Raw genomic sequence first — 12,322 nt, forward strand, 5'->3', positions numbered from 1 at the left:
TCAATGGGTCTGGAGCCTAGGGGGTATCGGTACGTTGGCCGGGCCAGTGGTCGGAGCGGGGCTAGTGGTGACTCTGCAAAACTACCTTGCAACTTCAGACTTTCCGGTAACTATCATCACTGGCGTCGTTTTCATGATTTGCGTGCTGGTTTTCAGACGCGGCTTGTTGGCGTACTTTCCGCCAGCAAACTGTGTCGCAAGCTTGATTTTCGCTCTGAAGCATAATGGGAAACTATCGTTTCAACGGATTTGACCTGAGCCTGTCACAATTTTTTCTGACACTGCTATCTACATGCTTGTTCTTGGAGTTTGCTGGTAGATTTCGATTGCCTATATTTTGTCGGTGACCTGCCCTGGGATTTTTCCTCCAGCTGCAATTAGAGTCCGGCCCAACTTGAGGACGGAGCATGAAGCGAACGGAGATATAGCGAAGAGCAGATCATTGGCATTTTGGCTGAGCACGATGCTGGCGCAAAGTGTGCCGATCTGTGTCGCAAGCATGGCATGTCGGAAGGCAGCTTTTATGCCTGGAAGAAAAATATTCCGGGACGACAGTATCTGAGGCCAAGCAGCTGAAGGCGCTTGAGGACGATAATGCCAAGCTGAAGCGGCTGCTGGCCGAGCAGATGCTTGACGTGGCAGCGATGAAGGAACTGCTGTCAAAAAAGTGGTTATGAGCCGAGCCAGAAAACAGTACGGGGGACTGTCTTCCCGGCGATTGGCCCGCTGTGAAGCGCGAGGCTGTCGCGCATCTGAAAGCCCTGCTTGGGCTGTCGGAACGGCGGGCGTGCTGGATTGCCGGTGTGGATCGGAAGACGGTGCGATATCAATCACGACGCGCGCCCGATACGGCGCTACGAGGCCGGCTGACCCCGTGAACCAGATTCACCCGAACCATCCTTATAACCTTACTACTACGCCGGATGGTCAGACCGCGTCTGTGGATAACACAGATCCCAGACCCGCTGCCTCGCCGCCGGAGGCTCCGGCCTCTGCCCGGCATCACGGGCGGCGATCACCGGCACGGCCGATGTGATCGACAGCTGGCTGCGAGAGGGGATCGATCTCGACGAAGACATCCTGCCGACCATCGCCAAGCGCACCACGCAGATCAGGATCAGCCCGATCCGGACCTGGGCCTATTTCACCGACGCCGTGCGAGCGGCCATGCAGGCGCGGTTGCTCAGAGAAGCTGATCCCCGCATCACCGCCCAGCACCGGTTCTTCGCCGACTGGATCAACTCCGACCGCTACCTGCCGCCGACCGCGGTGACCAACACCATGGCTCGGACGCTGCTGCGCTTCGATCTGGTGACCGAGGCCCGGCTGACGGAGCGCGATGTTCCCATCCCGCACAGAAAGGCTGGTGACAATGACGCCGCGTGAAATCGAGGACCGCTTCGAGGAGGCCGCGCTGACGCTGAAGCGCCTGCCGAACCCGCCCGCCTCCGGGGCACGCGGTTACGGCAGGTCCTGGCCGGACTATGTCCATGAGGCCAGGCATGCCTATGGCTATGAACCGGCCCGAATGCGGGTGATCCCCAATGCCCGCGAGATCCAGCGCATGGAGGAGGTGCTGGACTGGCTGGCACTGATCGGCGGTGAGACCGAACAAACGGCCGCAGACAACCGGCGCATCGTCTGGATGCGGGCCGAGGGCCATCGCTGGCAGACCATCTACCGCCATGTTGGATGCGTGCGCTCCACCGCGTGGCGGCGCTGGACGGCGAGCCTGTTGACCGCCTCCAAGACTCTGAAAAATCTTGAGAAAAAGCCAGCGCGGTCCGTCGGCGCAAAATCAACCGGTGCAGAACCGGGTGTCAGACCGCGCGGCGGGGGTGCAAACGGGATGCCGTGAGGGCGCGAATGGGTCGAACTTGGGGCGCGACATTATCAAGGGTTTTGCCCCATATTCGACCTACGATCAGGCGAGGTGAGGCCGGGCGGAAGCCCCGCCCCCCGGCCTTGGTTCCTCCGCCGGACCGCTCCTATGCGGGGGCAGAGGCGCGCAAGCCCGCTAGCATCAGGGAATAATTCTGGGTTCGCTCCCCGGGGTTCGCACCTTTGGGTTCGCAGGGTTCGCATACCGCAAAAAGATCAACCGCCGAACGACGGTAACGAAGGAACCGCCTTGCAGATCAAGACGATATTGAATGCACGGATGCTTTTAAGGCACGGCAATATGGTGATCCGGGAAAGGATCATAAACAGCGTATTCGCTCTGGCGCGGCGCGGGGACGATGACTGGCCGAATAATGCGCCGCGAACTACAGCGAGCATAGCGCAGAACCGAGCGTGACGGTACACATGCGTCAACGGGGATTCTATCACGATCTGCGACCGAGTCTAACTGACACGGCGGGGTCAAGGTCGATCTTTGGTAAAGAAGAAGGCACGGAGGATATCCCGCTGACGCCGCGTCGCGGGGCCGAGGCAAATGGTAAGCCAGTCGTCGCGCTGGTCGCGTCATACTTCCTCGCGCGTGTCCTCAAGGAACCAGCCCTACAGTACCGAACGAAAGCCCTACCCCTTATCCCTCTCCATGATCCATTCCACTTCCGGTGCGGGGACAAAGCGCCAGTTGCGGCGGGGGCCGGCCATGACGTTGAGGTAGTACATTTCGAAGCCATAGGGCGCGCCGCAGGGGTGGTGGCCGCGAGGGACCAGAACGATATCGCCATCCTTCACCGCCATCACCTCATCGAGGCTGCCATCGTCGGTATAGACCCGTTGCACCCCGAACCCGTCCTTCGGGTTCAGGCGGTGGTAATAGGTTTCCTCCAGATAGGTGATGCGGGGGAAATCGTCCTCGTCATGGCGGTGGCTGGGATAGCTCGACCAATGGCCTGCGGGAGTGAAGACCTCGGTCACCAGCAGGCTGTCAGCATAATCCTGATCTTCCATGGCGATGTTGTTGATGTGGCGGGTATTGGTGCCCTTCCCGCGCTCGGTCAGGGTGATGCCGTCGGGGCCGATCTTTCGCGCCTTATGGCCACCCTGTCCCGGCGCAGAACAGACGGCGATGACGCAATCGGTGGTCGCCTCGGCCTGCCATTGCTGGCCGTTCGGGACGTAAAGGCAATGCGGCGGGATCTTGTCGAAGACATCCATCCGCTCGCCCAAAGCGCCCCAGTCCTGCCCGGCGGCGTGGAGGCGCGCCTTGCCCTCGACCATCACCAGAATGACCTCGCGGTCGCCGGTCATATCCTCCGCCCGGTCGCCCGCCCGCAGGCGGTGCAGCGCGAATCCGACATAGCGCCAGCCGGCGTCTTCGGGGGTGATGCGATGCACCTCGCCATGGGTGCCGAAGGGTTTGCGAAGAAGATGGCTCATAGGTTTTCCTTTCTGGAAGTCCGGACACCGGAGGCCGCGCAACGGGAGCGTGCGGTGCGCACGATCTCCGGTCGGGGGCGGGATCGCCGCGCACCCTGCGATTGCTGCGAAACCGCCTGCACAGAGCGTGCAGAAGCCGTACACAGAGCGTACACTGACCGCGCACCTACCGCGCATCGCGATCAGCCCGGCGGCCCGCGACGTGGCGCGGACGAGCCGGGCGTCGGCGCACCGCTCTGTCATGGGCTTATGCCGCCGCATCGCGGTCCAGCCCGGCCTCCACCGCCATACGGCGCAGCGCGTCATGGCCCATCGACTGGTAGTGCCGCGGATCGCGAAGTTCGGGATCCTGTTCGGCCTCGATCACCAGCCAGCCGTCATAGCCGGCCTTCGCCGCGATGCGCAGGACCGGCGCGAAATCCACGCAGCCGTCGGGATCGCCGGGCACGGTGAAGGCGCCGCGGCGGACGCCTTCGATGAAGGAGAGCCCCTCGGCACGGACGGTTTCCATCACCGGCTGCCGGATATTCTTGCAATGTATATGGCCGACACGGTCGATATATCTGCGCGCCAGTTCCTCCGGGTCGGCGCCGCCGAAACTTGCATGGCCGGTATCGAGCAGCAGATACACATCCGGCCCGGCCGCCGCCATGAAACGGTCGATGTCGTCAGCGCTTTCGACGCAGGAGCCGACATGGTGATGATAGCAGAAGCGCATTCCCTGCGCACTGGCATGAGCGGCCAGATCGTTGATACCGGTCATCAGCCGGTCCCATTCGTCATCGGTCAGGATCGGGCGGTCATTGGCCGCCACCTGATCGTTGCCATGCACCGAATTCGAGCATTCGCAGATGATGATGAGATCGCTTCCCGCCGCCTTGGACATGGCGATATGGGCGTCCATCGCCGCGCGCTCGACCTCCGGCGTCGAGCCGGTGGCCAGGATATTCGACGAATGCCAGCCGCCGATGAAGCGCAGCCCGTAAGCGTCGAGGGCCGATTTCAGTTCGTCGCCATCCGAGGGCATCTTGTGGCCCTTTTCGATACCGTCGAAGCCGATCTCGCGGCAGTCGGACAGGCAGTCCTCCAGCGAGATATGCGCGCCGATGCTCTGGTCGTCGTCATTCGACCAGGCGATGGGATTGGTGCCGTAGCGGATCATGTCACCCTCAATTCACGAGCCGCTGCTGCGCGGCGTTTTCCAGATAGCTTGCATAGGCGTCGTGCAGCCTGTCGGTGTCGCCGACCTCTGGCACGGCAACGTCCCACCAATGCCCCGCGCCGTCCAGCCCGTCACCGGGGCCGGGTTCGGCGGTGGTGTCGATGACGATCACAGTCGGGATGTCGCGGCTGCGTGCCGACGCGATCCCCGCTTCGAGTTCGGCGATATTCTCGGCCTTCACCGCATGGGCGCCCATACTGGCGGCGTGGGCGACAAAGTCGATCTGCGGCTGCGCCTCGATATTGCTGTCGGCATAGAGATTGTTGAACGGAACACCGCCAGTGCCCTGTTGCAGGCGGTTGATGCAGCCATAGCCGCGATTATCGGTCAGCACGACGGTAAAAGGCACGCGCCGCATCACCGCCGTGGCCAGTTCCGAATTCATCATCATATAGCTTCCATCGCCGACAAAGCAGATCACTTCGCGGTCAGGCCGGGCCAGCTTCAGCCCCATCGCGCCCGCCACCTCATAGCCCATGCAGCTGTAACCGTATTCCATGTGATAGCCGTGGCGGCTGGCCTGCCACAGCAGTTTCAGCGCGCCGGGCATGGTGCCGGCGGCGCACATGGCGATGGCATCCTCGCCCGTCGCGCGCTGCACCGCGCCGATGACCTGCGCATCCGTGGGCAGGGCATTGGTGTCGGAAGGCGCCGCGCAATGGGCATCGACCGCCTTCAGCCAGTCGGCCCGGATCGCCGGATCGGCCGCATCGGCGCGGTAATCGCCAAGCTTGGCGGTCAGCGCCTCAAGCGCGAGTTTTGCATCCGCCACGAGGCTGACCCCGCCATGCTTCGCCGCGTCATAGGGCTGCGCATTGATGCTGGCGAGCTTGGCGTCGCCAAACAGCGTCCGCGAGCCGGTGGTGAAATCCTGCAACCGCGTGCCGATCCCGATCACCAGATCGGCCTGTGCCGCCACGGCGTTGGCCGCCGCCGATCCATCGACGCCCGCCGCGCCGTAATTCATGGCGTGATCCTGCGGGAGGGCCGATTTGCCGGCCTGAGTCTCAATCACCGGGATATTGTGGCGGGTCGCGAAGTCGGACAGCGCATCCTCGGCCTGCGAATAGATCACCCCGCCGCCGGACACGATCACCGGGGCCTGCGCGGTGCGGATCATCTCTGCCACCTCGGTCAGTTCGGCCGGATCGAGCGCGGGGCGGCGGATACGCCATATGCGCGGCGCAAAAAACGCCTCGGGCCAGTCATAGGCTTCCGCCTGCACATCCTGACAGAAGGCCAGACAGACCGGCCCGCAATTCGCCGGGTCGGTCATCACAGCCATAGCGCGGGGAAGTGCGGTCAGCAGGTTTTCAGGCCGGGTGATACGGTCGAAATAGCGCGTCACGGGGCGGAAACAGTCATTGGCGCTGACCGTGCCGTCGCCCCAATCCTCAACCTGTTGCAGGACCGGATCGGGGCGGCGGTTGGCAAAGACATCGCCCGCGATGACCAGCAGCGGCAGCCGGTTCACATGCGCCAACGCCGCCGCCGTCACCACATTCGTGGCCCCCGGCCCAATCGAGGTCGTCACCGCCTGCGCACGCCGGCGCGCCTTTCCCTTTGCATAGGCAATCGCGGCATGGGCCATCGACTGTTCGTTCTGCCCGCGCCATGTCGGCAGGGCGTCGCCGATCCCGTGCAGGGCCTCGCCGATCCCCGCGACATTGCCATGGCCGAAGATCGCCCAGACGCCTTCGATAAAGCGCTCGCCCTCTTCGGTCATCTGCACGGAAAGCCAGCGCATCATCGCCTGCGCGGCGGTCAGTCGGATCGTGGTCATGCGGCCTCCTTCGCGGCTGCCCGCGCCTTGTCCCAGATTGCGCAGAGTGCGGCATAACGGTCGGCCATCTGCCTGACCGCCTCATCATCGCTCATCTCGCCTTTCAGCCACGCGCGCGCCGCATCGCCAAAGATCGTGCGGCCCACGGCAAAGCCCTTGACCAAGGGCTGCTTCGCCGCCAGTGCAAAGCTTTCGGCCAACTCATCCTCGGGCGCGTCCAGCCCGAGCACGACGATGCCGCGCGTGTTCGGATCGTTGCGCGTGATCGCGTCGACCGCGTTCTGCCAGGCGGCCTCGGTCCTGAACGGCTCCAGCTTCCACCAGTCGGGTGAGATACCCAGATCGTAGAAGCGCTGTATCAGATGCGCCGTGGTCATGTCATCGACCGGCGCCACCTTGGAGGGGATCACCTCAAGCAAGAATTCCAGTCCGTTGCGGCGCGCGGCCGAGAAGAGGCGCAGCACGGTGTCTTCCTGCGCGGTCCAGGTCGCGACGTTGTCATCGGGGTGGCAGAAGCACAGGCATTTCACGACCTGATCGCGCGGCCACTCGGAAAGCCCGCCCAGATCGACGCCCAGTTCGGGCTCCAGTTCCAGCGGACGAGACCCCGGAAATTCGGTCGGTCGCCCGATCCACAGGCCCGAGCCCATCGCCGCATGCAGCGCCGGCCGCCCGATCCGGTCATCGCACAGGATACCGTAGCCCGGCTTACCGGCCGCGACCTTCAGCGCGGCCTCAAGACAAAGCTCCTTGAAGGCGCCGCCTTGCTTGCGGCTGTAACCCGGCATCTCCTCCAGTTGCAGGCGGTGATCAAAGGCAAAGGTCTTTACGCTGGACCAGTCGCCGGCGCGGTTCGTCGCCCAGTGGATCTGTTCCAGTTCGGCATCGTTGCGCAGATCGGGACGCACGACACCGCGATCAAGGAAAAATTCCAACTCGGCAAGCGAGGGGTATGCCGGGGTGCAGCCGTGCCTGCTGACGGCGAAAGCCCCGCAGGCATTGGCATACTCCAGCGCGCGCGGCCAGTCCTCGCCATCCAGCCAGCCCTTCATCAGGCCCGAGAAGAACCCGTCGCCCGCGCCCAGCACGTTGAACACCTCGATCGGGAAGCCCGGACCCGTCTGGCCGTCATCCAGACTGTCCGGGACCCTGCCCTCGAACGCCACGGCCCCCACAGCCCCGCGCTTGCAGACCAGTGTGGCACCCGAAACCTGCCGCACCGCGCACAGCGCCGCGATGGTGTCCGTGCTGCCGCCGGCGATGTGGAATTCCTCTTCGGTCCCCACGATCAGGTCGAAGAGATGCAGTGTCGCCTGCAACTGCGCCGTCACCTCGGCGCTTTCCACGAACCGGCTTTCGCCCTCGCCATGACCGGCCACGCCCCAGAGGTTCGGGCGGTAGTCGATATCAAGCGCCGTCTGTGCCCCATGTTTCCGTGCCAGTTCCAGCGCCCGGATCACTGCCGCCCGCGTCTGCGGATGCGACAGATGCGTGCCGGTGGCCAGCACCGCACGCGCCTCGGCGATGAAGCTTTCGTCGATATCCTCCTCAGTCAGCCCCATATCGGCGCAATTTTCGCGGTAGAAGATTAGCGGGAAACTGTCCTCATCGCGGATGCCCAGCAGCACCAGAGCGGTCAGACGTTCGGGGTCGGTCTTTACACCCCGCACATCGACGCCCTCACGCACCAACTGCTCGCGGATGAAGCGGCCCATATGTTCGTCGCCGACCCCGGTAATCACCGCAGAACGCAGCCCCAGCCGCGCCGTCCCACACGCGATATTCGTCGGAGAACCGCCGATATACTTGCTGAAAGACCCCATATCCTCGAGACGACCCCCAATCTGGTCGCCATAAAGATCAACCGAACTGCGGCCGATCGTGATCAGGTCAAGCGGTTTCATGGATACTCTCCTCGATCTTCACCGGCTGACCGCCCGAGGCAGCCATGGCGTGGATGATCTGTTCGATATGCAGGCCCGCCGCGAAATCCGGGCCAGCGGGCGCCCCGCCCGAGATCGCCCGCACGAGATCGCGGCATTCGATAACCTTCAGCTCATTAAAGCCGAAATTATGGCCCGGAGCCGGGCAGAACGCGGCGAAATCGGGCTGTTCCAGACCGGTGAGATGACGGGTAAAGCCGGGTTCTCCGGCGCGGTGCACCCAGAGCTCGTTCATGTTTTCTTGATCGAAGACAATGCTGCCATCGCTGCCCTGCACCTCCCATTGCAGGCGGCATTTGCGGCCATGCGCCACGCGCGAGGTCGCAAAGCTGCCCTGCGCGCCCGAGGCAAAGCGGATCAGGGCAAGCGCGCTGTCTTCGTTTTCGACTACGCGGGGGCCTTCGGGCGAAGGGCGCTCGGCCACGGCGATCTGGGTCATGGCGGTGACCTCAGCCACCGGCCCCATCAGCGCGACCATCTGGCTGGCGAGGTGACAGCCGAGATCGCCCAGAACCCCCAGCCCGCCGCCCGCATGGGTCATCCGCCATGACCAGGGCAGGTCCGGATCGGCGGAATAATCTTCGTCATAGACGCCACGGAACGACATCGGGCGACCGATGACGCCGCCGGCGATCAGCGCTCGCGCCGTCTGAAAGGCCGGGCTGCGCAGGTAGTTATAGCCCAAGAGCGTGACCTGACCCGGATGGGCGGCGGCGAGATCGGCCATCGACTGCGCCTCGGCCAGGGTCAGCGCCATGGGCTTTTCCAGCCAGACATGCTTGCCCGCCTTCAGCGCGGCCTCGGCCATGGGGCGGTGCAGCCCGTTCGGCGTAGTGATCGAGACGACATCCACCGACGGATCGGCGACCGCCGCCTGCCAGTCATCGCTGCCACGGGCAAAGCCGAATTGCGCGGCAAAATCGCGTGCCTTGTCGGCGGGCGTGTCACAGAGGATTTCAAGCCGGGGATGGGCGCCGCCGAACACCGTGGCGACATTGCGCCAGGCCATGGCATGGCATTTCCCCATGAACCCCGTACCGATCAGCGCGACACCAAGCGAGCGAGATGGCATGTGTTTTGTCATGTCGTCTCCTGTTGCATGGCTGGGCGGGCGCGATCCGCCCCGCCCGGTTTCGGTTCAGATCGTGCCGCCGAGCGAGCCTTCGAGTTCGGCAAGCTCCTGCCCGCCGGCCATCATGTCCTGAAGCTCGGCTGCGTCGATCTCGCCCTTGACAGCGGTGCCCAGCGTCTGGCCCCGGTTCAGCACGGTAAAGCGGTCGCCAACGGCCATGGCGTGGCGCACATTATGGCTGATGAACACGACGCCGATGCCCTGATTGCGAACCCGGTCGATGGTGGCCAGAACGTTCGAGGTCTGGCGTACGCCAAGGGCCGAGGTCGGCTCGTCCAGGATCAGCACCTTTGCCCCGAAATAGACCGCCCGCGCGATGGCGACCGTCTGGCGTTCGCCGCCCGAAAGCGTGCCCACGGCCTGATCCGGCGCGCGCAGATTGATGCCCATCTTGCGCATTTCCTCCATAGTCACCGAATTGGCGGTATCCACGTCGAAACGCTTGATAAAGCTTCCCTTCTTGGGCTCTCGGCCCATGAAGAAATTGCGCGTGACACTCATCAGCGGGATCATGGCGAGGTCCTGAAAGACCGTGGCGATGCCCGCCTCCATCGCATCGCGAGGGCTGTCGAAGCTGAGCGGCCTGCCTTCAAAGAAGATCTCGCCGGAGGTCGGCTTGTGAACGCCGGACATGGTCTTGATGAAGGTGGATTTCCCCGCGCCGTTATCGCCCAGAAGGCAGTGACATTCGCCGGGGCGCACGTCGAAGGTCACGCCATTCAGGGCGATGACGTTGCCGAAATGCTTCTTGATGTTTTCCATATGGATGATGGGATCGGACATATCAGCGTTCTCCCGTCACGCGCTTACGGATGACATTGTTGAAGACCACCGCCAGCAGCAGCATTCCGCCCAGAAAGACCTGGAACCAGTCCTGATCGAAATCGGTATAGGTCAGGCCGATGGTAACCATGCCGAAGATGATCGCGCCAAAGAATGCGCCGATGGCCGAGCCATAGCCGCCGGTCAGCAGGCAGCCGCCGATAACCGCGGTGATGATCGCCTCGAACTCCTTCATGAAGCCGCGGCGGGCATCGGTCGATCCGGCGTCGATCACGGTGATGATCGCGACCAGAGCGGCGGCGCAGGCGGTCAGCATGAACAGCGAGATCTTGACCCGCTTGACCAGTACGCCGGAATTCGCTGCGGCATTGTCGTCGCCGCCGGTTGCGAAAATCCAGTTCCCGGCGGGCATGCGCAGCAACACGAAGGTGCAGACCAATGCCATGGCGATGAACCACAGGATCTCGACCGGGATGCCCGGCACCTTGGGCGCGCCCGAATTGAAGCTTTCGGTGATGCCACGCTCGGCCAGCCAGATGAACAGGCCGTTGAAGGCATCGCCTGAAAAGAACGGGGTCAGAAAGTCGCTTTCGACCGCATCGCGCACGCCGCGAAGCTGGGTCGAGCCACCGGTGAACAGCTTGAGGCCGACCAGCGAGGCGCCACGCAGGATGAACAGGAAGGCCAGCGTGACGATAAAGCTGGGCAGCCCGGTGCGGATCACGACATAGCCGTTCAGCGCCCCCATCGACGCCGCCGCCAGCATCGTGATCGGGATCGCCACGATCAGCGGCAGGCCCATATTCACCACCAGCACCCCGAAAATCAGCCCGGTAAACGCCACCATCGAGCCGATGGACAGGTCGAATTCCCCGCCGATCATCAGCATCGCGGCTGCGATGCCCAATATGCCGAGCTGCGCGGCGGGGGTCATGAAATTCATGATTCCCGACAGCGTGAACATGGTACTGTCGGCTGTGACCAGGAAGAAAATCGTAACCAGAATAACGCCGCCAATGGCGCCGAGCTCAGGCCGTTTCATCAGCCGGGTCGCGAAGGATTCGGATTTGATCCGTTCGTCCGCCGGGATCGTGCTGTCCGTCGTCATTGGGTCCTCCACCCAGATACTCATAGGTATGTGGCGGGTGCATGCCTTGAACTTGCGCACGCACCCGCGTCGGCTCAGCGGATGCCCTGTGCCGAAAGTTCGACCACCTGGGCCGCCTTGTCCTGCGTGATCAGGTTCGGCCCCGATGGCACGTCACCGCCCGGCATCAGGCCGTAATTGGCGTGCAGCGCCAGAAAGCTGACCGGCAGATAGCCTTGCAGGAACTGTTGCTGGTCAATGGCAAATGCGGCGCGGCCATCGGCCACGGCCTCAAGGAACCCGGCCGACATGTCGAAGGTCGCGATCAGCACATCGTCACGGCCGACAGCGGCGGCAGCCTCGACCGAGGGTTCGCCGACCAGCGTAGCGTTCAGGCTCAGCACAGTGTTCACCTCGGGGTCGGCATCGAGCGCGGCACGTACCTTGGACTGTACCTCGGTCGGGTCGGCCTGGGTCGGGATCACCTCGACCGGGTTACCGAAACCCTCGGCGAACCCCTCGCAACGCTGGTCCAGCGCGACATTGCCAACCTCCTGGTTGACACAGATGCCTTTCGTGCCGCCCATTTCGGCGAGCTTTTCACCGGCGGCAACGCCAGCATCATATTCAGACTGCCCAACATGCAGCAGCACGCCCAGATCCTTGGCGACATCGCCGCCGGAATTCATCGAGATGACCGGGATCCCGGCCTCGACCGCACGCTGGATCGACGGCCCAAGTGCATCGCCATCCGGGATCGAGACAACGATCCCATCCGGTTCCTGGTTCACCGCCGCGTCGATCAGCTGGCTCATCTGGACCATATCGAAGGTCTCGGGTGAGCGGAAATCGACATTCGCGCCGGTATCTTCGCCCGCCTTGGCAGCGCCGTTCTTCACGACCGACCAAAACGGGTCATTGGCCTGGCCATGCGCTACGACGACAATATCCTGCGCCGTCGACGGGGCGGCAAGGGCCAGCGTCATGGCGGAAGCTGCGAAAAGATGTTTCATGGTTCTCCTCCCATTGGTGGTAATCG

At 63.4% G+C, this 12,322-nt stretch carries 10 protein-coding genes and 2 pseudogenes; 4 read left to right on the forward strand and 8 right to left on the reverse strand.

Going from position 1 to position 12,322, the window contains the following annotated elements:
- Window positions 1–16: 16 nt before the first annotated feature.
- The 4 genes and pseudogenes from PAE61_RS14955 to PAE61_RS14970 form a co-directional block, all read left to right on the forward strand.
- Window positions 17–225, forward strand: a pseudogene (locus PAE61_RS14955) (branched-chain amino acid ABC transporter permease); the annotation flags it as partial.
- A 213-nt stretch (window positions 226–438) separates the two neighbouring features.
- A pseudogene (locus PAE61_RS14960) lies at window positions 439–869 on the forward strand (transposase); the annotation flags it as partial.
- Window positions 870–1,032: 163 nt separating this feature from the next.
- Entirely contained in the window at window positions 1,033–1,386 is a 354-nt protein-coding gene (locus PAE61_RS14965) for a hypothetical protein (protein ID WP_271113153.1), read from the forward strand.
- Window positions 1,373–1,858: a DUF6362 family protein gene (locus tag PAE61_RS14970; RefSeq protein WP_271113154.1), complete on the forward strand. Its 486-nt coding sequence runs from the start codon at window positions 1,373–1,375 to the stop codon at window positions 1,856–1,858. The genes PAE61_RS14965 and PAE61_RS14970 overlap by 14 nt, the downstream gene beginning before the upstream one ends.
- A 665-nt stretch (window positions 1,859–2,523) precedes the next feature.
- Here PAE61_RS14970 and iolB read toward each other — a convergent pair.
- The 8 genes from iolB to PAE61_RS15010 all read right to left on the reverse strand — a co-directional run bounded on the left by iolB (window position 2,524) and on the right by PAE61_RS15010 (window position 12,296).
- The gene (iolB, locus tag PAE61_RS14975) at window positions 2,524–3,333 is read right to left on the reverse strand and encodes a 5-deoxy-glucuronate isomerase (protein WP_271113155.1); all 810 of its coding nucleotides are present in this window, start codon (window positions 3,331–3,333) and stop codon (window positions 2,524–2,526) included.
- 247 nt (window positions 3,334–3,580) lie between these two features.
- Window positions 3,581–4,495: a myo-inosose-2 dehydratase gene (gene iolE, locus PAE61_RS14980; RefSeq protein WP_271113156.1), complete on the reverse strand. Its 915-nt coding sequence runs from the start codon at window positions 4,493–4,495 to the stop codon at window positions 3,581–3,583.
- Between the two features lie 7 nt (window positions 4,496–4,502).
- The gene (gene iolD / locus PAE61_RS14985) at window positions 4,503–6,338 is read right to left on the reverse strand and encodes a 3D-(3,5/4)-trihydroxycyclohexane-1,2-dione acylhydrolase (decyclizing) (RefSeq protein ID WP_271113157.1); all 1,836 of its coding nucleotides are present in this window, start codon (window positions 6,336–6,338) and stop codon (window positions 4,503–4,505) included.
- The gene (locus PAE61_RS14990; protein ID WP_271113158.1) at window positions 6,335–8,242 is read right to left on the reverse strand and encodes a bifunctional 5-dehydro-2-deoxygluconokinase/5-dehydro-2-deoxyphosphogluconate aldolase; all 1,908 of its coding nucleotides are present in this window, start codon (window positions 8,240–8,242) and stop codon (window positions 6,335–6,337) included. Before PAE61_RS14990 ends, iolD begins: the two co-directional genes overlap by 4 nt.
- The gene (locus PAE61_RS14995) at window positions 8,229–9,365 is read right to left on the reverse strand and encodes a Gfo/Idh/MocA family protein (protein WP_271113159.1); all 1,137 of its coding nucleotides are present in this window, start codon (window positions 9,363–9,365) and stop codon (window positions 8,229–8,231) included. The genes PAE61_RS14990 and PAE61_RS14995 overlap by 14 nt, the downstream gene beginning before the upstream one ends.
- A gap of 54 nt (window positions 9,366–9,419) precedes the next feature.
- Window positions 9,420–10,196 carry an ATP-binding cassette domain-containing protein gene (locus PAE61_RS15000; protein ID WP_271113160.1) on the reverse strand — a complete coding sequence of 259 codons (777 nt, stop codon included), beginning with the start codon at window positions 10,194–10,196 and terminating at the stop codon, window positions 9,420–9,422.
- Window position 10,197: 1 nt separating this feature from the next.
- Window positions 10,198–11,304, reverse strand: a complete 1,107-nt coding sequence (locus PAE61_RS15005) for an ABC transporter permease (protein WP_271113161.1) — start codon at window positions 11,302–11,304, stop codon at window positions 10,198–10,200.
- Window positions 11,305–11,378: 74 nt separating this feature from the next.
- A complete protein-coding gene (locus PAE61_RS15010) occupies window positions 11,379–12,296 on the reverse strand; it encodes a sugar ABC transporter substrate-binding protein (RefSeq protein WP_271113162.1) in 918 nt (305 codons plus the stop codon).
- Between the last annotated feature and the right edge of the window lie 26 nt (window positions 12,297–12,322).

Origin of the sequence: Paracoccus aerodenitrificans (genome assembly GCF_027913215.1) — a bacterium.
GTDB lineage: Bacteria > Pseudomonadota > Alphaproteobacteria > Rhodobacterales > Rhodobacteraceae > Paracoccus > Paracoccus aerodenitrificans.